We start from the raw sequence: 22531 nt of genomic DNA on the forward strand, positions 1-22531 counted from the left end.
AGTCAATTACAATAAACAGTCAATTACAATAAGCAATCAACTACAATAGACGCTGACATGACAATAATTTCAGCAACATAGCCGATTTTTAGACTAGGTATAAATTTATGACCCTTTATTCACGCCAGAAGCTTGACCTTATAAAGCTGCTCACGCAATATAGTGGCGTTTGATAATAAATCTTTATTTATAGTCAATTAATGGCAAACTAAAAGATTGCTATATCAGCATAGTATAAAATAAACATAAAGTTATTTTTTTTGTAAAGAAATGGGGAAAATTGATTAACTTAAATATCTTTCAGTTAATTAAATCCTACAAATTGTTATATAAATTAGTGCATATATTGGCTAAGATATATAAGAATGACTTGTAACCTGCTGTGTCGCTGTTCGAAGATACGATAAGCAGACGGCATATAATTATTAACTCTAATAACTCATAACATTAATAAACGAGGAACGTATGAAAGCATTAGTCGCTGTTAAACGTGTGATTGACTATAACGTAAAAGTACGCGTTAAAGCTGATAACTCTGCAGTAGATCTTAGTAATACTAAGATGTCAATTAACCCATTTTGTGAAATTGCAGTTGAAGAAGCAGTACGCTTAAAAGAAGCAGGCGTTGTTGATGAAGTTATCATTGCATCAATTGGTCCAAAAGAAGCACAAGAGCAAATCCGTGCTGCCCTAGCGCTAGGCGCCGACCGTGGTATCTTGGTTCAAACTGATGACAAAGCTTATCCGTTACAAGTTGCAAAAATTTTAAAAGCAATTGCTGAACAAGAAGGTACAGACATTGTACTATTAGGTAAGCAAGCTATTGATGATGATAATAACCAAACAGGCCAGATGCTCGCCGCTTTAATGGGTGCTGGTCAAGGTACATTTGCTTCTGAAGTAAAAGTAGAAGGCGACAAAGTTAATGTTACCCGTGAGATCGACGGTGGTTTGCAGACAGTAGCACTGACTCTACCAGCCATCATTACCACAGACTTACGCCTAAACGAACCGCGTTACGCTAAGTTGCCAAACATCATGAAAGCGAAGAAAAAGCCACTTGATGAAAAAACACCAGCAGATTATGGTGTAGAGATGGCGTCTAAGCAAGAGATCTTGAAAGTAACACCACCTGCTGAGCGTTCAGCTGGCGTTAAAGTTGGTTCAGTTGATGAGCTAATCGACAAACTTAAAAATGAAGCAAAAGTTATTTAATAACCCAAATAATTAATAACTAAATAGATATATTTCTTTTTAAGTTACAACCAATCGTTACCATATCATCTCAATATATAAAAATATTAGAAAGGATAATAATCTCATGGCAATTTTAGTATATGCAGAACATGACAATGTCGAGCTTAAAAAAGCGACTTTAAACGCAGTAACTGCAGCAACACAGCTAGGCGATGATGTTCATATTTTGGTTGCGGGCGCAGAATGCCATCCCGTTTCTGAGCAAGCGGCAAAAGTTGCAGGCGTTACCAAAGTAATTTGTGTCGATAACGCAGCCTATAAAGATCAGTTAGCAGAAAATGTTTCTTTATTAGTAAAAGACTTGGCTGGTGATTACAGCCACATCGTAGCGCCTGCAACCAGTAATGGTAAAAACTTTTTACCACGCGTCGCTGCACTACTAGATGTTAGTATGATTTCTGAAATTACAAAAGTTATAGATGCTAACACGTTTGAGCGTCCTATTTATGCAGGTAACGCAACTGCAACAGTTAAGACTAGTGAAGATAAAGTGCTAGTTACTGTACGTGCAACAGCCTTTGACCCAGCGGCAGCAGAAGGTGGCTCTGCAACGATCGAAGAAAAAGAAGATGTGCAAGATGCAGGCACTTCAAGCTTCGTTGGTGAAGAGTTAGCCTCTTCAGATCGTCCTGAATTAACTTCTGCAGAAATCGTAGTCTCAGGTGGTCGCGCACTAGCTAATAGTGAAAACTTCACGACAATTATCGAGCCTCTAGCTGATAAATTAGGTGCAGCTATCGGTGCTTCACGTGCCGCAGTTGACGCAGGCTATGTACCAAACGATATGCAGGTTGGTCAAACTGGTAAAATCGTTGCTCCTAACTTATACATTGCAGTTGGTATCTCAGGTGCCATCCAGCATTTAGCGGGTATGAAAGACTCTAAAGTGATTGTTGCTATCAACAATGATCCAGAAGCACCAATTGCAAGCGTTGCTGATTACTTCTTAGAAGCTGACTTATATGACGCTGTACCAGAATTAACCAGCAAGCTGTAAATTGGCGCTAACGAAATATAGTTGCTATAAATTGATGCTGATAAGTGGTATAAGTTTAGACAACATCAATTATGGTAGCCGTTTACGCTAATTGTTTATGCTATTAAAATAAAAGCCCTCATTTGTAATAGTGGGGGCTTTTTTTATTGGTATTTATAGATAAAATGAGGCAAGATTGTCTTATACCTTTTCTGAAAAACAACCTATCAACCTATCTTAGTCAAATTCGCTAAACTTACTGCATGTAGGGTTTGCATTGTCGTGTTTGCACTCGTTTTCCTTGATATCTTAATTTTCAGATTTGGTATTAATCAAGGCGATACGTGTTTGTAATATCTAGATATTGACAAGTTAAATCTCTTACATGGTTCACAAATAGCAGCTTATGAAAAATAATAAATATCTAGCGGTAGTAAATACATCATATCAAACGCAAGATAGCCAGTGTATTAAAGAGATTGCAGACATTGAGTGTTTGTTGCAGTCGGCAGATAGCTGGGACGCACAGGTTATTTACGAGCTGTTACAACAAGATATCAATCATTGTTGGGTCGTAGTTATTGACAGTCAGCAAAACCAACAAGAGTTCAACTATTACAAATTATATAGTGGAAATTTGCATAACAAGACAGCACAGGTGGTGGCTTATTGTCTGTTTAGCACAGTGTTTGAGGTAACAGAAATTTTAAGAATAGGTACGCATCCAGACTATCAACGCCAAGGTCTAGCAAAGCAATTATTAACCCAGTTGATAGCGCAGATGCCAGAGATGCAACTAGAGCGTATTTTACTAGAAGTACGATCCGACAATATACCAGCGATTGCTTTATATCAAAATCTAGGATTTGTTATTATTCATACTAGAAAGGCCTATTATATCAACCCTGTCTGTGATGCCTTAATTATGGAATATCAACTAGATACTCAGAGTTAGAGATATATGAAGGGTGTATCTATATTATTGGCTTAGTGCTTCTTAGGTGATAATTATTATTGCCTTATATCTCTGCTCTAAAGGATAGGGTTTTACAGCTTAATGATAAAATAAAATGTGCGTCACAGCGTAACATCAGCTAGGTAGTTCAGCTAAATAGATAAGATATCAGATATTAGCTTCCATTGATGGATTGGTTTAAAAAGCTTGACCCTCACAACCAATACAGTTAGTCTGTGATGATGAAGCAAATCCCAACTGTAATCATAACGGCAAATGTCCTAAATACAGAAAAAACGCTAAATCTGAGTTATTAGAAGCAATAGTTTTTTTTGAAAATGGTAACAGTTATGCCAGCAGTATATAAAGTAAGCTAAGGCATAAAAATAAGATAGAAATTAAGAGTAGTTAAGGATGACTTATGACTTCATATTACCAATTTATTATACGAGAAGCCCAATCAGATGGCAGTGTTATTGCTCACTATAAGCCTACACCACATGCGCAAGGAGCGTGGAATGAGCATGAACAGCATATGGCACCAGCTACTGGAATTTTAACACATGAGATTATCAAATTTGCACCGCAGCAGAATTTACGCTTAGCTCGTTTAAGTCTTGATATATTAGGATTAATCCCTCTTGATGAGTTTAGTATTACTATTCGTATGATTAGACCAGGTAAAACCATTGAATTGGTTGAGGCAGTGATGAGTAGCGGTAGTCGAGAGTGTATTATTGCCCGTGCTTGGCGATTATTAACCCAAGATACAACCGCTATTTTTGGTCTTGAAGACACGCCTTTGACACACTCACCTAAGCATTTTAATCAGTGGCAAGGCCTAAAAGCATGGCCAGGAGGTTTTATCAAAAGTATTTCAGTGGTAGCAGACCCACAGCGGCGTCCAGGTAAAGGCGTGGTATGGCTAAGCAGTGATTTACAGATGGTCTCTGGTGAGCATACGTCAGATGTGGTACGTCTTATGGGGTTGGTAGATACGGCTAATGGCGTGGTACCTCGTCAAGGACTGAAACTAAATGAGACACAATGGGCGTTTCCTAATACCGATTTGCAAATTCATTTGCACCGCTTACCACAAGGGAAGTGGCTGGGTATTGAGGCGGTGCAGCAATATGGTACAGATGGTATTGGATTGACCAGTGCTATTTTGCATGATACTCAAGGTCCGTTTGGGCGTAGTGAGCAGATATTGACGTTACGTGCCATACCCAAATAGTACTTGAGATCATTGACTTAATGCCAAAGTAATGACCGTCCTAAATATACCAAATTTAATTAATGATACCTTTCTAAGGGCGGCCTACAGTGATTAAGTTTCATTGAATCTAATCTTGACGGTGACTAAGATTTATCACGGACTAATTTATAGTTTAAAAACTCTGTAATGCCTAATTTACCAAGCTCACGACCAAAGCCAGAACGTTTGACACCACCAAACGGAGTATTAGCTTCACTTCCTGATGGAGCATTAATCGTGACCATACCCACCTCAAGCTCATTAGCAATCTTATTCGCCAAGGCTTCACTAGTTGTATGAACCGCAGCCCCAAGTCCAAAGGGCACATCATTGGCTAATCGAATGGCTTCTTCCACAGTTGCCACTTTATAGATCACCGCAACAGGACCAAATAACTCTTGTTGATAGACGGGCATGTCACTAGTGACACCGGTCAGGACAGTAGGCTTGAACCATGCTCCAGGCTGACTATCTTGGTAACCGCCCTCAACCAATACTGTAGCACCTGCATTGACTGCACCGTTAAGCTGTTTTTGTAGATTTTTAGCAGCCTCAATAGAAGAAAGTGGTCCCATTTTGGTATCTTTTTGCATGGGGTCTTGAGGCGTCATTTGCTTGACCTTTTTGGTGAATTTTTCAACAAAACTATCATAGATAGCGTCAAGAACAATGATACGTTTGGCGGCATTACACGCCTGCCCCGCATTGCCAAAACGACCATCGATAGCGTGTTTAACGGCCTTATCTAAATCAGCATCATCAAGGACGATAAATGGATCTGACCCTCCAAGCTCAAGAACTACTTTTTTAAGGGCGCTACTGGCGATTTGAGCGACAGCTTGACCTGCTTTTTCAGAGCCAGTTAACGACACGCCCTGTACGCGTGGGTCTCTAATGATGTCAGCGGCTTGATCATTCGTGGCAAAAATATTGTTATAAACCCCACTAGGGAGACCAGCTTCGGCAAATAAGGTCTGTATGGCGTCAGCAGTTTCGGGGCACTGAGGAGCATGCTTTAATATAATCGTGTTCCCTGCCATAATATTTGGAGCAACAAAACGTGCTACTTGATAGTGGGGGTAATTCCAAGGCATGATACCAAGTAATACCCCAATAGGATGCTTCTCTACCCGAGCCTTACCTTTGTCAACGTCAATTGTGTCTGGTCTTAATAACTCGGGTCCTTTATCAGCATAATATCTAAAAATCTCGGCGACAAAGGATAGCTCTCCTTTAGCTTGTGTTATTGGTTTTCCCATTTCACGGGTAACTATGGCGGCTAACTCGTCAATTTGCTCAAGATATTTGTCAGCAATACGGTGCAATATTTGACGGCGCTCATCGATGGGCGTGTTCTTCCAAGCTTTATAAGCTTTATTGGCTTGCTGTAATGTGTTTTTAACATCCGCTTGACTGGCAGTGGTAAAAGTCTTTTCAATCTCTCCAGTAGCTGGGTTAGTTACTTTATAGATGATATCAGTAGTCATTATAATATTCCTTTTTTACTGGTTTCATAGTTTATAGACAGCGAATATACTTTTATTAATCAATATAGATAACTTCCTCAATATCAATTAGTAAGATGATATAGGAAGTAATGCACAGATTATCCTAACATAGTACATTGTCTCCTATTTCATAAGGGGCTAACATTAGTAATGAAAGCGCCTTATGACATATTTACCTATCCTTTATTCTATATTAAATAAACCTTACGCCATCATAAATCCTAAGGCAACAAAGCTAGTTATCGCTAGCACAGCACCTAGTAACGCATAAGGGAACTGAGTGAAAGCATGCTGCATAGGCGTACAACCTGCTCCTTGAGCTGCTAATAAAGAAGAGTCACTAAAGAAACAAGCATGGCTACCAAATGACGAGGCAGATAATAAGGCACCGATGACCAGTGGCGTACTAACTCCTAACGCATCTGCAACTGGAAACACAATCGGCATGGCAAGTACATATAAACCCCAACTTGACGACGTTGCAAACGTTAAAAATGCCATGACCACAAAAATAACAGCAGGGAAGGTAGTCAAAGTCATATAAGGGGTGATGGCTTGAATGATATAAGGGGTCATGCCCAATTCATCATTGATTGCTTTTAAAAAGAAACCTCCAATTACCGTAGATAAAGGATACAACATCACTTTAAAGCCATTGAATATAGATTCAATTTGAGTCTCAAAACTTAATAAACCTTGAATCCAATATAGAATGACAGTAACAAAGCAGGTCAAGATAGCGCCTTTTAATAAATCTACTTCAAAATAAACTGTTGATGCAATCAGAAGAATCATTGGAATAGCAAAATTGATAATATTGGCTTTAAACGACAGCTTGCGTTTAGCTTTTACATTTGAGACCAAATCTTTATCCATAAAATCTGGTGGAATTGGTTCACCGGCTTGAGCCCTTGCCTCGGCCTTTTTCATTGGTCCCCAATTTCCTAAGACACCAAAAGCAACTAAAAATACGATAATCAAAGCTAACCAAGCATAAGCCATATAAGGAATGGCACTGATGTACAAGCTCATCCCGCCACCTTCACCGGCAACGCCGTTCTCCTCCAAAAGACCAGCGAAGTAAACTGCCCAAGTTGAAATAGGCACGATGACGCACATCGGTGCTGCGGTAGAGTCGACAATATAGGCCAGCTTTTCACGGGATACTTGATAGTGATCGGTTAGTTTTTTTACTGAGGTAGAAACGGCCAAACAATTTAAGTAATCATCAATGAACACTACTACACCAAGAAAAGCAGTAGCTACTAGCGATTGCCGTCTAGATTTAATAATACCTTTTAACCAATCACTAAAGCCACTTAAGCAACCACTGGTTTCAAGCAATTGAATCAAACCGCCCATAAAACCACAGACTAAGATAATCCATATAATAGTCTCATTGCCTAGAACAGTAGACAGATTATTTGCAAAGGGGTCAATTAAATTAAAAGGATTAAGCATCACTAAACCGGCAATACAACCTGCGATCATAGATTCAAAAGGACGTCGAGAAATAATGGCTGTAACTAGTACCAGTAAAGTTGGAAGAAGGGAGTATAGTCCCCAAGAACCTGAGTCTCGATGAAAATACGAGAGGGTTGCAAATGCCACATAGATAGCAATACCTACCAGCAAAGTAAGAAACAGCCGTTTATTATCATATTGCTCTGAAATAGCTTGGTTTAGCTTCATATTCATTTATACATTCCTTATATAATGATGGGTGTCTTAACCCCTCGATGACACCACTAGTTGTGGCTTTTTGATTCGGTATAGCTTCTGAAGCTAGTAATGTAAATCCTTTACATTCGTTGAAAATAATTAAAGCTGAGGTTATTCATTTGCTTTGAGCGACTTCATCTCTGTTGTTCAATAATATTCTCAGTTACAAGCTCCTAGTAAAATTACGATGGTCTATAGCCCAGTTTTATCTTTAAGGGCATACCACCATGAGCCCATAACAGAGTAGGGCACTCTTAAAGATCTTCCTCCAGGGAAGGGTATCCATGGTACTTTGGCAAAGGTATCAAATTCTTTAGTCTTACCATTGATAGCGTCTGCTAAAATTTGACCAAACAAATGAGATCCAGTTACCCCATGACCACTATAGCCATGCGCAAATAACACCCGATCGTGTAACTGCCCCATTTGCGGTACTCTTGAAAATGATAGTGCGAAGTTACCACTCCAAGCATAATCCACTTGCACATCACGCAATTGTGGAAATATTTTAATCATATTAGGGCGAATTTTTGCCTTAATATCAGCAGGGTCTTGACCACCATAAACACTACCACCACCAAACAACATACGTTTATCAGCAGAAAGACGGTAATAATCCAAGATATAACGCATATCTTCCACACAGACATCACTAGGAATAAGCTCATCTGCAAGCTCTCCTAAAGGTTCTGTCGCAATAATTTGGGTAGAGACAGGCATAATACGATCAGTGAGCTTTGGAATGACTTTGTTTAGATAGGCATTGCCGCATAAGACGATTTTTTGGCAAGTAACAGTACCGAATTCGGTAATAACTTTTGCGCCTGTATCACTATATTCAATATCAACCACCAGCGTATTTTCATAGATAGTACCGCCATTTTTCTCGATGGCTGCCGCTTCACCTAGGGCCAAATTTAGGGGGTGAATATGACCACCGGAATGATCTATCATGCCCCCGATATAAGCATCTGTGTTGACATACTGTTGAATACCCTGTTTATCGAGTATTTCACGCTCATGCATACCATGGCTTTCCCACAGTTCATGAGTATCTATCAAGTCGTTCATTTGGCTAGTATTAAATGCTGCAAAGATATTTTTTTCTTTAAGATCACATTGGATATTGTAATCGGCAATAAAACGGCGGATGATTTTATTGCCTCTTGTGACCAGCTGTCCGACAAAGTCAGCCGTGGAATCTCCATAAGATTTTTTAATCTTTTGTAAACTGGCATTTAAGCCATTAACTATTTGACCCCCATTGCGTCCCGATGCTCCCCAACCGATTTGCGCGCCTTCAAGCAACACAACATCATGATCAGTTTCGGTTAGGTGTAACGCTGTTGATAACCCACTATATCCACCACCCACAATACATGTCTCGCAGTTTATGTCCTGCTTTAGTGTAGGGCGATCAGGCTTGGGATTACGACTGGCAGCGTAGTAACTATCTGGATATTGACCTTGATCTGAATAATGCGGAATATTACGTTTATTGTTAGTCATAATTAAACATCCTGTAAGTAGGTTAAATATTCAAGGTTAGTGACTTGCATGGCAAAGCGTTTCGCTTCTTGTTTTTTTACATCTATTAATAAGTCTATCAATTGCATAGGGAATAAGGACTCAATAACATCACTACTTTCAAACTCACGAATTGCGGAAAACCAGTCCATAGGTAAAGTACTAAGGTTTTCAATATTATAGGTAATATTGTTGATAGGTTCAGGAGCTTCTAGTTTGTTTTCGATGCCATAAAGCATGCCAGCGAGTACTGCACTACAAACTAGGTAAGGGTTGGCATCTGCTCCTGAAACTCGATGTTCAATTCGACGAGCTTTAGGGTCACCGCCAGGGATCCGCACTGCAGCAGTTCGGTTTTCATAACCCCATGAGATATTGTTAGGGGCTAAGGTACCAGGGGTGTATCGACGATAAGAGTTGACGTGGGGGGCGAATAATAAGGTGCAGTCAGACATAGTGGCCAATAGCCCTGCAACCGCATTATTTAATAGGTCCGATCCTTCCTCAGTATCATTGTCAAAGACATTATTGCCCGCTTCATCGAGTAGGCTGCAATGAACATGGAAGCCGTTTCCAGATTGGGTACCATAAGGTTTGGCCATGAAGGTCGCTGTAAATCCACGGTTGGCAGCAACGGACTTAACGATTTGTTTGAATAAAACTGCATCATCGGCAGCCTTAAGAGGGTCATTTACATGAAGTAGATTAATTTCAAATTGACCACAACCATTTTCTGCAAGAGCCGCATCGACTGGGATGTTTAACTTACGACACTCATCGTAAACCTCATCCAAAAACTCATCAAACTGCAATAAATCATTAATACTCAAGATTGAAGTCTTGTTCAGTCTTAAACCATTCTTGGGTCGAATAGGGGGCTTAGGTGTCTTGCCCTCAGTATAATCCACCAAATAAAATTCTAATTCCGTGGCCATAACTGGGGTTAAACCGAGCTCTTTAAATTGCTGACTAATATGAGATAAAACGTGACGAGGGTCACCATAATAAGGGTTATTGTCTTCATCGTATAACCAAACGGGTAATAATGAGGACGATTTACTGGTATTAATGAGATTAAAGGCTTCCCGACCAGTAGGCACGGCTATGGCATCGATGTCACCATTAGATTGAGAAGATTCGATCACGTCTGCCCCCCAAATATCCACTCCCAATATAGAAAGTGGTAAGCGAACCCCTGCTTTTACAGCCTTAGATAACTGATTATGAGGAATTCTCTTACCACGCATTAAGCCATTTATGTCACAGGCTGCTATATAGACATATTCTATTTGAGAGTTTGATGAGGGGTTGTTATTGAGCTTCGAGACAGTCACTTCAGGTGATACTACTGAGTGTGCGCTTGAAATATTATTAATAGTTTCCATTGCAATACATCCTTGATACTTCGTCCTAGTGAGGAGGTTAAGTAATAGATAATAAGAAATTAATTAAGATTTACTTACTACCTGACCTCAAATTCAATATAAGGGTGAAATATATAGTTGTCAAATACTATCTTAAAAATAATAAAATGAGTGATATATAACTCATTATGCTAAGACTATGCCATTTTGAAATATATATTTTACATTCTTTAATTTGAATGCTATTTTTAGTATAGGATGAGTAAAGCACCGTCTTGGTTAACCTAAATCGCTAAGATATACTTAAGTTTTGCTCCTTTGTGGTGCAATAGGGAATCAAAATAGTTCAACGTGGCCGCTGTCTTTTATTTCATGTTAATAATAATTAAGTTTTTAATAAGGATGTTAGTATGACAAGTTCTAAGCCAGTTATTGGGATTGTGTGTTGCCATAAAATAGTGGATAACCAGCCCTCGCAAAATGTTTATGAAAAATACACCAACGCCATACACCACTACGGTGGCACCCCCATTTTGTTACCACATGTCATCGTAGAAGAAGATAGCTTTGAACCTGTAATGTCGATGCTGGATGGTATCTTGTTAACGGGCAGTTATAGCAATGTCGCCCCAGCACGATACAAAGCCACCCATAAGGAATTAAAGCAAGACTTAACTCGCGATGAGTTAAGCTTTAAGTTATTGGATTATGCAAAAAATAAGCAATTGCCTTTGTTGGCTATATGCCGCGGCTTGCAAGAGATGAATGTCTATTTTGGAGGTACGTTGCATCCAGACTGGAGAGAGGTAGGGTGTTATTTTGAACAACACCTTGAAGACAGTAATGCTCCCCTAGAAGTTCAATATCAACCCATACATGATGTTATTATTAATGGAGGAGGTCACCTATCCTCCTTTAATAACAAATGGAAAGTCAATTCTTTGCATAAGCAGTGTATCAATAAAGTAGGTGAGGATTTATTTGTAGAAGCCACTGCACCTGATACTTTAATTGAAGCCATAAGCCTACCAAAACATCCTTTTTTACTAGGAGTTCAATGGCATCCAGAAGCTGATTATGCTAAAGATGAAATGTCTAAGTATCTATTTTCAGGATTAATTAAGCATGCAAAACAAGCCAGAAGCATCAAGGGATAAAGCTGAAATCTCAACAGAGTCCATTAAACAAGGCATCGATCCTTCTATTGGCGATAAAATCAATCAATTACGGTTATCAAAGGGGTTTTCTCAGCGTAAGTTAGCAAAGCTTGCAGGTCTTACAAATACTGCAATTAGCTCTATTGAGCGCAATAAAGTCAGTCCAGCGGTCAATACATTAGCCGCTATACTTGAGGTACTAGGCTCTAATCTAAATACTTTTTTTAGTGATGATTGGGGACAGACCAAGGCTCAGGTAGTCGTCTCTCAAGACCAGTTAATTGAGCTAAGTGATCCCAAAAAAAATGGGGTGTCATTAAAGCAAGTTTACAACTTTGCACCTACTAGAAATCTTGGATTTTTAATAGAAACTTATCAGCCCAATAGCTCTACAGAAGAAAAAATTACTCACGAAGGAGAGGAGATAGGTACGGTTATTGAAGGAAAAATATTGATTCATATTAATAAAAATTCATATTTATTAAAACAAGGTGATAGCTATGTGATTGATACCAGTCAGCCACACACCTTTATTAACCCGACTTCTAACATTACTCGTATCGTCAGTGCCCATACCCCAGCAACCTATTAATCAAATTTAGGAATAATAGCACTCTATACAAAGGATTGTTAATCATGAAAATTTATAGTCATAGAGACAATAACACGCATCAACCGCTCCCTTATTTCTCATATGGGCAAATGCGTGAGCCGCTTGAAATACCACAAAGATTAGAGGAGCTACTTAAGGCTCCTAAAGCACTAGGGCTTGACGTAATTAATGCCAAGGATTTGGGTATAAATCCAATTTTAGAGGTACATGATTACGGTTATGTCGAGTTTTTAAAAAATGGCTATGAAGAGTGGAAGGCGGTAGAAGAAGATCTTGGCGCTCAAGTACAGACTGGCATATATGTACCCGATAATAATCCTGGTTTAGGTATCATGGCCAAAGCGGCCAAGTATCAAGCAGATGATAGTGCGCCGTTCGGAGAAGGATCATGGAACACCATATATTGGTCAGCACAGACGGCTCTAGCAGCAGCCGATGCATTACTCAATGATAAGTCGAATCAAAGTGCTATTCAGGTATGTTTATCACGGCCACCTGGACACCATGCTGGTAAGAAGAGCGCTGGTGGTTTTTGCTATCTTAATAATGGCGCCATTATTGCTCAATATCTGCGCCAAAAATATGCAAAAATAGCCATTATTGATACTGATATGCACCACGGGCAAGGGGTGCAGGAAATATTCTATGATCGTAAAGATGTGCTTTATACGTCCGTACACGGTTCGCCAATTAATTTTTATCCAGCGGTAACAGGACATGAGTTTGAAAAAGGTGAGGGGGAAGGTTATGGCTTTAATTTAAACTTCCCTATGCCGCATGGAGCTAGCGAAGAAACTTTTTTTAAGCATGTTGATCAATCAATTGATGCAGTCAAGCTTTACAATCCAGATGTGGTGATACATATACTAGGCTTTGATGTATTTGAAGAGGATCCAGAAGCTCGGTGTGCTGTTAGCACCAAAGGCTTTGAAGTATTAGCTCAAAACATGAAAGCCATTGATAAATCCCTTATTGTGCTGGTGGAAGGCGGTTATACTGTGGATAAGTTAAATATTAATCTGCAATCTTTCTTAAAAGGGCTGATGACCTAGTTTTGTTTATCTAATTTTGTTCATCACTCTATATAGCATTCACTGTATAGAAGTTAAACCAGTCAAAATTTGACTGGTTTTATTTATAAATAAAATTTATCGTTGAAATATAGCAACTGACTGGTTGAAAAATTCAGACCTCGCCCCTATTAGTTAGTAAAGTAACCTAAAGGGATAGCATACAAAACAGACAATGCTAATCCAAAAGATCACTAATCCAAAAAAACACCAATAACTAAACCAATAATCACAGAGGATACTATGAGCGAAAATCAAAACACCACACAACACGTCTTTGAGGCGGAGGTTGCCCAGTTACTACATTTAGTAACCCATTCACTGTATTCTAACTCTGATATTTTTGTGCGTGAGCTAGTGTCAAATGCCTCTGATGCTTGCGACAAATTGCGCTTTGAAGCCACCTCCGATGACAGTCTATATGAAGACGATGGTGAGCTGAAAGTACGTATCGATATTGATACAGATGCCAAAACCATAACCTTTATTGATAACGGTATTGGTATGAACGAAGCCGATGCGATTGAAAACCTAGGTACGATTGCCAAATCGGGTACCAAAGCATTCTTAGAGCAGTTGTCGGATGCCCAAAAACAAGACGGTCAGCTTATTGGTCAGTTTGGTGTAGGCTTTTACTCAGGTTTTATTGTCGCAGACACAATTACGGTAGAGTCCCGCAAAGCAGGCGAGCCAGCAGATAAAGGTGTACGCTGGGTGTCTGATGGCAGTGGTCAGTTCACTACCGAAATTATTACCAAAGAAAGCCGTGGTACGGCCATTACGCTACATCTAAAAGAAGAGTTTATTGAAGGTGAAGATAACTACTTAGACCGTAATAAGATAAAACGTCTGGTAAATAAATACTCAGACCACATCAGCTTGCCGATTCAAATGCGTAAAGAAGTGTGGCAAGAAGATGTAAAAGAAGACGGTGATGATAGTGAGACACCAGTAGGTGGTCAAATGGTTGTTACTGATGAGTGGGAGACTGTCAACACTGCAAGTGCGTTGTGGACACGCTCAAGCTCTGAGATTGAAGACGAAGAATATAAAGAGTTTTACAAAAATATTAGCTATGACTTTGAAGATCCCTTAGCGTGGACGCATAATCGTGTTGAAGGTCGTGTGCAATATACACAGCTACTGTATATCCCTAAAAAAGCGCCTTTTGACTTATATGCCCGTGAGCAACAACACGGCTTAAAACTATACGTTAAACGTGTGTTTATCATGGATGATGCCGAGCAACTATTACCCATGTATTTGCGCTTTGTAAAAGGTATTATCGACTCTGCTGATTTACCATTAAACGTCAGCCGTGAGCTTTTACAAGAGTCACGTGATGTGAAGTCTATCCGTGATGGTAACGCACGCCGTATATTAACGCTACTTGCCAGCTTGGCCAATAGTGAAGATAGCGACAAGCAAGAGAAGTTCAAGCAATTCTATGCTGAGTTTGGTGATGTGATTAAAGAAGGTCTTGGCGAGGACATGAGTAACCAAGAGCGCATTGCCAAACTACTTCGTTATGCAACCAGTACTCATGACGGCTTAGAAACCAGTTTCGCTGATTACAAAGAGCGTATGAAAGAGGGTCAAAAGGCCATCTACTATCTGACTGCTGAAAGCTTGGCGGCAGCCAAGAATAGCCCACAGCTTGAGCTATTTAAGAAAAAAGGCATCGAAGTTATCTTGATGACCAGCCGTGTAGATGAATGGGCGATGAACTTCCTACATGAGTACGATGGCACACCACTTCAAAACATCGCCAAAGGTGCTGTGGACTTAGGTGACTTACAGGACGAAGAAGAAAAAGAAGAAGCTAAAAAAGCGGAAGAAAGCTTAAAGCCTGTGGTTGATAAGCTAAAAGCTGCTCTAGGCGATCGTGCAAAAGATGTACAAGTATCGACTCGCTTGGTAGATAGCCCTGCGTGTCTGGTTGTGGGTGAAGGCGAGTTGACACCACAGATGGTACAGATGCTAAAGCAAATGGGTCAAGATGTGCCAGATATTAAGCCAACGCTTGAGGTTAACCCTAACCATCCTCTGATTCAAAAGCTTGAGTCTAGTGAGCAGTTTGACGACCTTGCGCAAGTTATCTTTGATCAAGCGTTACTTGCTGAAGGCGGTCAGCTTGATGATCCAGCAGGGTATCTAAAACGGGTTAATGATTTGTTGTTGAAGTAAAAAAAGCCCCTCCCTTCTTTTTGAAAGGTGAGAGCCATTAATTTAAAGGTGAGAGCCATTAAAAAATTGTACTGCAATTTTAGGCTCGCAAGAAAAATGCTTTAAATAGCATTTCTAATTTAGGGGGGGTGGCTATTTAGTAGGGTGTGCCATGCGCACCAAACAAAATAATACCTTTTCTAAAAAATAACCTATCTTTGTCAAACTCGTTGAACCTACTATATGTAGCGTTTGCACTCGTTTTCCTCGATAGCTTAATTTTTAGATTTGGTATAAAACGTTTTATTAAACAAAAGGACTCCATATCAATGAGTCCTTTTTTTTGGTTATGATATGGCTAATATATCTGTAAGAACACGATGTTACCGCTAGCCCTGATAGAAGTGGAAGCTTGGTGGCTTGTGGGGCATACAGCATCTTACCATTTAGAAAATCTCAGATTTTCTTTTGCGTCGGGATGAGTGTCCCCCAGACACTCATTTAATCCCTCCTCAGGTCGCTTGAATAATGGAACGCCTCTGTGTTTAGATGCTGTGCCCCACAGGCAATCAACTACAAGCGGATAGCAGGATTAGCTCCAAAAACAGTTAATTGAGCCACTCAAAATTGATATCTTAATCTAATAATAATTCTTCTAGTATACGCTCATATATCTGCGCCAGTTTACCCAAGTCATCAACTTCTACTTTTTCATCAACTTGGTGAATGGTCGCATTGCGGACACCAAGTTCAACCACTTGAGCACCAGTGGGGGCAATAAAGCGACCATCAGAAGTACCGCCTGAAGTTGATAACTGAGTATCAATGCCAGTTACTTCTTTGACGGCTATCTTACACGCATCAACTAATTTACCTTCAGCGGTTAAAAACGGATTGCCAGACAGTTTCCATTGAATGTCATAACTGGCATCACTAGTTGCAAAGTGCTTATCTAATATTTCATGGGTTTTGGCACGTAGCTCTGCTTCAGTGGTTTCGGTGGAGAATCTAAAATTAAACTCCACTTCTACCGTTTCAGGAATGACGTTGTTTGCGCCGGTACCGCCATTAATATTAGAGATTTGCATGGAGGTCGCAGGGAAGAAGTCATTGCCTTTATCCCATTCGGTGATGCTAAATTCAGCCAAAGCAGGTAATAAGGCATGAATTGGATTGACCGCCAAATGTGGGTAGGCGACATGACCTTGTTTGCCTGTTACAGTGAGTACGCCACCTAATGAGCCACGGCGTCCATTTTTGATGATATCGCCTAGAGTGTCTGTGCTTGAAGGTTCGCCTACCAAACAATAGGTGATTTTTTCATTGCGGGCTTGTAAAGTTTCAACTACTTTCACGGTGCCATTTATAGAGGGTCCTTCTTCATCGGATGTGATGAGCATGGCAATCGAGCCGTTATGGTTAGGATGATTTTTGACAAAATTTTCAGCCGCAATGGTGAAAGCTGCGATACCTGTTTTCATATCTGCAGCACCACGCCCCCATAAATAGCCCTCTTTTATGGTTGGTTCAAAGGGTGGGGTTGTCCAGTTGTCAGGATTGCCTGTTGGGACGACGTCGGTATGACCAGCGAAGCAGATGAGAGGTTCGCTGTCACCACGTCGTAGCCATAAATTTTTGACCTCAACATTGCTTTTATCGTAAGTGCCAGCTACCGCTGCTTTATCGCCAAAATACATAAATTCTGCTTTGAATCCAAGTGGTTGTAGGCGATTTACCAATACGTCTTGGCAGCCTTTATCATGAGGTGTTACCGAATCACGGCGCATTAGTTCGATACTGAGGTCTAAGGTGTTTTGTTGATGGTTTGTCGTGGCGTGGTGGGTCGTGTTGTTGACAGTGTTATTAGCGCTCATAAGTTTCTCGAATAAAATTAATAAAAAAATGTGACTCTGATGATTAAGATAGTGATGAGGGTAAGCTTCGGTTAAGCCTATTTCCAATAAGGTTTTATGGGTCAGCGCTTAATACGACATCATCATGGCGTAACCAAGTAGCAATAGAATAGCGTTGGCGATGGGCTATCTCTACCTGGTGCTTTAAGTTGCTATTAAAGAGAACTAAGCGGTTGGCCTTAGGCGTGAGTTTGTGAAGTTGATCGTGGTTATCTATTAAGGATAGCTCACCACCGTCATCTGGTTTCCAGTCATCATTGAGATAAAAAACGGCTGAGATAACCCGCTCATCTCGTCCAGCTGGATTGTCTGTATGCCATTGATAGCCAAATCCTGGTGGGTAGCAGGCATAGTGGGCTTCACTGTGGCGTATGGCGGCGAACAAGGTGCGGTTAAACAGTTGCGCTAACTGATTGATGCTTTGTAGGTAGTAAAATCCTGCAAAAAAGTCTTGTGTAATCCAGCGAATGCGATCTCCTCGAATGTCCGCTTTGCGTATCCCTTGGGCAAGCTTGGCATCACGATATTCGACAAAGCCACTTTCAGCTTGTAAAGCGAGTAGTGCGGTAGGGCTATACACATTATCAAGTACGATAAATCCACTGTTAACCAAGTCATCTAGTCGTTTGTCATCGACAATATCAGTCCAGCTTACCTTAAAGTCTGATGCTTGCAATATTTGCTGTGTTTGCGATGGGTTTATGGTGATTGTAAGTGAGTGCTTCTTTTCATCGACTAAGCTGAAGCTGGTATCAGGTGGTAACTGCTGTAATACTAACTTAGCCTTTTTTTTGGCTAGATCTAAAATAGAGGGTATTAGAGGGGGCGGTATTGCCACTGAGATAGGGTCTTTGGGTGAAGATAGTGTGGGGGTGGTATTGCTGTCAATTGCGTTGTTTTGGGATAAGGTGTCTTCGATTAAGTGTCTTGTAACGGCTGTATGAATGACTTTAGTCATTGGTGAAATCTCTTAGTTAGTGACTAAGCTTACGAGGAGGGTAGCTATTTAACTATAATGTAACCTCACTCTCAGCTTATTACAATCCAATATGGCTTGGTGCTTTTAGCCCAATGAAACGTATTTTTTAATCAAATATTTTTTAATCAAATATGCTGGGCTAAAGCCACAGCCTACGCAAAGAGTTGAGAGTGAGGTAATATACTCATTTAAAACCAGCAATATACTTATTTTAAACCAGTAATATACTTATTTTAAACCAGCTTATGCTACCATAGATACCAGTTTCAGTAACTATATTTAATTTGCAGTTAGTTATCAATATTTAATTATCAAATACTTTATCACAATACAAGCCTTATTATGAATTATAAACACGCCTATCACGCCGGTAACTTTGCTGACGTTGCAAAACACATACTACTTATCCAACTGCTTAATCAAATGAGCAAAAAAGGCAAACCATTCTACGCTTTAGATGCTTATGGTGGTCGTGGTCTATACTCGCTTATGAGTGAGGAAGCGATCAAGACAGGTGAAGCAAAAAGTGGTGTACAACAAATTTTGGATGCAGAGGTGAGTGAGGCGCCAGACGCCGTTCGCCAATACGTTGAGGATATTCATCAAGCAAAGCAAACTTATGATAAGCATGTCTATCCAGGATCTCCTTGGTGGATGGCTCATCATGTCGAGAAGCATCCAGATCTGAATATACGAGCTGAAGCGTTTGAGTTTAAAAATAGTGAGTATGATGCGCTCAACTATCAATTATACAAATTACCTATTGGCATTCATAACCGAGATGCGTTTGAAGGTATTCCAGCTGTTATCCCTCCAGTTGAGCGTCGTGGTCTTGTTTTGATCGACCCGCCTTATGAACAAGAGCACAAAGACTTTACCCGTTTGGTTGAATTATTGGTTACCAGTGTTGAAAAGTGGCCTCAAGGCGTTTATGCGCTATGGTTTCCGATTAAGAATATTGACGCAGTTGAACTGTTTTATAAAAAAATGAAACGTACTGGAATTCGTAAGCAGCTGCTATGTGAGCTTAATATTTATCCGAATGATGTAGCAGTCGGTCTTAACGGTACCGGTATGCTAATTATTAATCCACCATGGCAGTTTGATAAAAATGCTCGTGATATCCTAAATTTTATTCAGCCATTATTGCGTCCTGAAGATGCACCAGAGATGCCGCAAAGCCAAGCAGTTAATGTGCGCTGGCTAGTGGGTGAATAAGATGGGTTTAACGTATAGGTATAGATATTCCATTCTCGACTTGTGACAAGTTACAGCCTGTATAATGCGTTGTGATTGGGGTATAGATAATAGATATAAACTTGAGTAATTTTTGATTAGAACAACAAGGGATTTAGTATGACGACTCCACATTCCTCACACTCAGATGAGGGGCAACAAGAGCATCTAAATGTACGACCTACTGAATCAGGAATAGAGGGTTTAGATAGCTTAACATTTGAAGTCATTGAGCGTGAAGTTTCGGATGGTAATCCTGTTGTGAGTCGAGGGGTATATTTAGCACCCAACTTGATTACCACTTTGTCTTTGTTATCTGGGTTCTTCTCAATATTATCCAGTATGCAAGGTGAGTTTTATAAAGCTTCTTTAGCTATCTTTTTATCTGCTATTTTAGATGGGGCGGATGGGCGTGTTGCACGGCTGCTTAATGCACAAAGCCCATTTGGTGAGCAGTATGATTCACTGGCGGATATGCTGGCTTTTGGTGTGGCGCCGGCTATTTTAATTTATAGCTTCACACTTCAGCCTTTGGGCAGAGTTGGTATCGCCTGTGCTTTTGTTTTTACTGCTTGTGCAGCATTCCGATTGGCGCGTTTTAATGTACAAATTGGTGAGGTTGATAAAAAGTTCTTTGTTGGCTTAGCCAGCCCATTGGCAGCAATTTTAGTGACCAGCTCTGTGATGGTTGCTATTGATCATGATTATTGGATAGGTAAGTATGATACTCATATTATGATAACTGGTGCTATTTGGGTGGTGATATGCGGTTTATTAATGGTGAGCAATCTAAAATATTATAGTTTTAAAGAGTTTGATAAAAAGAAAGTGCCGTTTGTAGCGCTTATTATTGGGGTGCTCATTATGGCAATTGTTTTTTATGATATTCCAGTAGGTATTTTGGCGATTGGCGTTATTTATGCTTTATCAGGTATTTTTTCGACTTTAAAAGCGAAGATGAGCCATTAATTGCAGCCTAATTAATGACTAGGTTGCTCAATGGCTAATACAGTCGTAATTAAATAAGCAGTAATAATCAAGCATATAAGCAATCAAACATACCAATAACTAAGCAATCAGCAACTAAGCATACTATAAGCTAAGTATTTAAGGGCACAGTTATCAGTTATGGTGAATCATCGTCATACTTCAAAATCCAATCAATCTTCTAAATCCTCCAAGCCACCGTCTGATTTGCTAAAAGCATTTATTCAAGCCACACGCCCACGCACTTTCCCACTTGCGATAGCCAGTATTGTTTGTGGTAGTAGCTTAGGGTTATTACAGTTAGCAAATGAGCAAAGCATAAGCTGGTATAATTGGTTGGTACTGGCGCTAACTTTTTGGGTGGCACTGGCATTGCAAATCTTATCCAATCTTGCCAATGACTATGGAGATGGGGTCAAAGGTACAGATGACTTACGAGCAGGCAGTAGCCCAGAGCGCATGCTAGCACGTGGACAGCTGCAAGCGGCTCCCTTCAAACGTTTGATACTAAGCTGGGCTGCTTTGAGCTTTGCCTCTGGCGTTGTTTTAATTGCGCTGGGCTTTGATAACTTGCGTGATTTTTTATTGTTTTTGGCTTTTGGTATTATCGCTATTATTGCTGCGATGGCCTATACCATGGGCAAGCGGCCTTATGGATATCGTGCAATGGGCGAGGTCGCGGTTTTAATATTTTTTGGTTGGTTAGCGGTGTTGGGTAGTGCTTATTTACAAACTCAACAGTTTGATCCAAGCCATTTATTACCAGCAACCGGTTGTGGTGGCCTGGCAGCATGCGTGCTGTTTGTTAATAATATGCGTGATGTGGATAGTGACAAACAGGCAGGTAAAATAACACTGGCAGTCATTTTGGGCAAAGGCCGTATGCAAAGCGGCTACTATCTACTCATGACGCTGTCGTTATTGTGTTATGTCGGCTATGCGGTGCACTACAATCTATACACCGCAATTTGGTTACTGGCTTTACCGCTTATTTTAAAGCATTTAATGGTGATTCAATCGAGTAAAACGTTAGGCAGTCAGTTAACTTCGACTATTATTGGTTCGGACAATGCTGCGTCTAGCGATAAAGCTTTAGATGAGCATACTAAGCTATCCTCAGATGCGGCATTTGCTGATACCGTATTAATAGGCAGTCAGCTAAAAGTAATTGTTATGAGCACTTTGTTGATCAATCTATTATTTGCACTAGGAGTTGCGTTGAGCTACTACTTATAAAGCTTACAACTTACAATTCAGCAGTGTTATCAGTTATGGATCTAAGAAGCCAATAGCTAAACCAAAAAAACTAATAATAAGTGAATAAAAAAATAACGTTGAATGCTCTTGACACTCACCGTAAACTCTATATAATACACGACCTGTTCAAGAGAGGCCGAGCATAAGCGAAGCAAGTTAAAAGAATCAAAAAACTTTTAAATTAGTTCTTGACACAGCATAAAAACAGCGTATAATACGCACCTCATTGGGACAACACAGAGAACAATCTTCGGATTCAAACTCTGGTCCTAAAAAGAATTAAAAAAGCTGTTGACAAATATTTTAAACGATATATAATAGACGGCTCGCAAGTAACACTAACCATCATAAATTAGGGATGAGTTATTGATTACAAGCACAACTTACCTTGGACGACAAGATAAGTCAACTATTTAAAAGCTAGAATCGAAGAACAACTTGTGTGGATTTTTGCTAATTTAGGAAGCGATAAGAAATTATCATTCAACATTAGTAGAAAAACTCGAAGTTAATTCATTATATGAAACATACGGAAAGCAAATTTGCTAGTAACGAATGAGCCAAGATTAGTAACCGTCTTACTTTT

The 22531-nt window shown here is 39.9% G+C and carries 17 protein-coding genes; 11 read left to right on the forward strand and 6 right to left on the reverse strand.

Going from position 1 to position 22531, the window contains the following annotated elements:
* Positions 1-465 precede the first annotated feature (465 nt).
* The 4 genes from H140_RS0101535 to H140_RS0101550 all read left to right on the forward strand — a co-directional run bounded on the left by H140_RS0101535 (position 466) and on the right by H140_RS0101550 (position 4425).
* Positions 466-1215 (forward strand): electron transfer flavoprotein subunit beta/FixA family protein, encoded by a 750-nt coding sequence (locus H140_RS0101535; RefSeq protein ID WP_019671893.1) that lies wholly within the window; start codon positions 466-468, stop codon positions 1213-1215.
* A 106-nt stretch (positions 1216-1321) separates the two neighbouring features.
* On the forward strand, positions 1322-2254 hold the full coding sequence (locus H140_RS0101540; RefSeq protein WP_019671894.1) for an electron transfer flavoprotein subunit alpha/FixB family protein: 933 nt from the start codon (positions 1322-1324) through the stop codon (positions 2252-2254).
* 385 nt (positions 2255-2639) lie between these two features.
* On the forward strand, positions 2640-3188 hold the full coding sequence (gene rimI / locus H140_RS0101545) for a ribosomal protein S18-alanine N-acetyltransferase (RefSeq protein ID WP_019671895.1): 549 nt from the start codon (positions 2640-2642) through the stop codon (positions 3186-3188).
* 421 nt (positions 3189-3609) lie between these two features.
* Positions 3610-4425 carry a thioesterase family protein gene (locus H140_RS0101550; RefSeq protein ID WP_019671896.1) on the forward strand — a complete coding sequence of 272 codons (816 nt, stop codon included), beginning with the start codon at positions 3610-3612 and terminating at the stop codon, positions 4423-4425.
* A 125-nt stretch (positions 4426-4550) separates the two neighbouring features.
* Here the strand turns inward: H140_RS0101550 and H140_RS0101555 are convergent, their stop codons facing one another.
* The 4 genes from H140_RS0101555 to H140_RS0101570 form a co-directional block, all read right to left on the reverse strand.
* On the reverse strand, positions 4551-5933 hold the full coding sequence (locus H140_RS0101555) for an NAD-dependent succinate-semialdehyde dehydrogenase (protein ID WP_019671897.1): 1383 nt from the start codon (positions 5931-5933) through the stop codon (positions 4551-4553).
* Positions 5934-6158: 225 nt separating this feature from the next.
* Complete coding sequence (locus tag H140_RS0101560; protein WP_019671898.1) at positions 6159-7652, reverse strand: Na+/H+ antiporter NhaC family protein; 1494 nt, start codon at positions 7650-7652, stop codon at positions 6159-6161.
* Positions 7653-7868: 216 nt separating this feature from the next.
* Positions 7869-9185, reverse strand: coding sequence for an NAD(P)/FAD-dependent oxidoreductase (locus H140_RS0101565; protein WP_019671899.1), 1317 nt, complete (start codon positions 9183-9185; stop codon positions 7869-7871).
* Positions 9186-9187: 2 nt separating this feature from the next.
* Positions 9188-10588 (reverse strand): glutamine synthetase family protein, encoded by a 1401-nt coding sequence (locus H140_RS0101570; protein WP_019671900.1) that lies wholly within the window; start codon positions 10586-10588, stop codon positions 9188-9190.
* Positions 10589-10977: 389 nt separating this feature from the next.
* On the opposite strand from H140_RS0101570, the gene H140_RS0101575 reads away from it, so the two are divergent.
* The 4 genes from H140_RS0101575 (at position 10978) to htpG (ending at position 15594) form a co-directional block, all read left to right on the forward strand.
* On the forward strand, positions 10978-11724 hold the full coding sequence (locus H140_RS0101575; protein ID WP_019671901.1) for a gamma-glutamyl-gamma-aminobutyrate hydrolase: 747 nt from the start codon (positions 10978-10980) through the stop codon (positions 11722-11724).
* Positions 11693-12316 (forward strand): HTH-type transcriptional regulator PuuR, encoded by a 624-nt coding sequence (gene puuR, locus H140_RS0101580; protein ID WP_019671902.1) that lies wholly within the window; start codon positions 11693-11695, stop codon positions 12314-12316. The genes H140_RS0101575 and puuR overlap by 32 nt, the downstream gene beginning before the upstream one ends.
* Positions 12317-12360: 44 nt before the next feature.
* On the forward strand, positions 12361-13389 hold the full coding sequence (locus H140_RS0101585) for a histone deacetylase family protein (RefSeq protein WP_019671903.1): 1029 nt from the start codon (positions 12361-12363) through the stop codon (positions 13387-13389).
* A 261-nt stretch (positions 13390-13650) separates the two neighbouring features.
* Entirely contained in the window at positions 13651-15594 is a 1944-nt protein-coding gene (htpG, locus tag H140_RS0101590) for a molecular chaperone HtpG (RefSeq protein WP_019671904.1), read from the forward strand.
* Between the two features lie 614 nt (positions 15595-16208).
* Here htpG and dapE read toward each other — a convergent pair.
* Together dapE and H140_RS0101605 are read right to left on the reverse strand one after the other, a co-directional pair.
* A complete protein-coding gene (gene dapE / locus H140_RS0101600; protein ID WP_019671906.1) occupies positions 16209-17447 on the reverse strand; it encodes a succinyl-diaminopimelate desuccinylase in 1239 nt (412 codons plus the stop codon).
* 94 nt (positions 17448-17541) lie between these two features.
* Positions 17542-18444 carry a 2OG-Fe(II) oxygenase gene (locus tag H140_RS0101605; RefSeq protein ID WP_019671907.1) on the reverse strand — a complete coding sequence of 301 codons (903 nt, stop codon included), beginning with the start codon at positions 18442-18444 and terminating at the stop codon, positions 17542-17544.
* Positions 18445-18807: 363 nt separating this feature from the next.
* Between H140_RS0101605 and H140_RS0101610 the strand changes: the two genes are divergently transcribed.
* From H140_RS0101610 to menA, 3 genes are all read left to right on the forward strand, one after another.
* The gene (locus tag H140_RS0101610) at positions 18808-19683 is read left to right on the forward strand and encodes a 23S rRNA (adenine(2030)-N(6))-methyltransferase RlmJ (RefSeq protein ID WP_019671908.1); all 876 of its coding nucleotides are present in this window, start codon (positions 18808-18810) and stop codon (positions 19681-19683) included.
* Positions 19684-19821: 138 nt separating this feature from the next.
* Positions 19822-20670 carry a CDP-diacylglycerol--serine O-phosphatidyltransferase gene (gene pssA / locus H140_RS0101615; RefSeq protein WP_019671909.1) on the forward strand — a complete coding sequence of 283 codons (849 nt, stop codon included), beginning with the start codon at positions 19822-19824 and terminating at the stop codon, positions 20668-20670.
* Positions 20671-20829: 159 nt separating this feature from the next.
* Positions 20830-21924 carry a 1,4-dihydroxy-2-naphthoate octaprenyltransferase gene (menA, locus tag H140_RS0101620; protein WP_019671910.1) on the forward strand — a complete coding sequence of 365 codons (1095 nt, stop codon included), beginning with the start codon at positions 20830-20832 and terminating at the stop codon, positions 21922-21924.
* Positions 21925-22531: the final 607 nt, after the last annotated feature.

The organism is Psychrobacter lutiphocae DSM 21542, from assembly GCF_000382145.1.
GTDB classification, from domain to species: domain Bacteria; phylum Pseudomonadota; class Gammaproteobacteria; order Pseudomonadales; family Moraxellaceae; genus Psychrobacter; species Psychrobacter lutiphocae.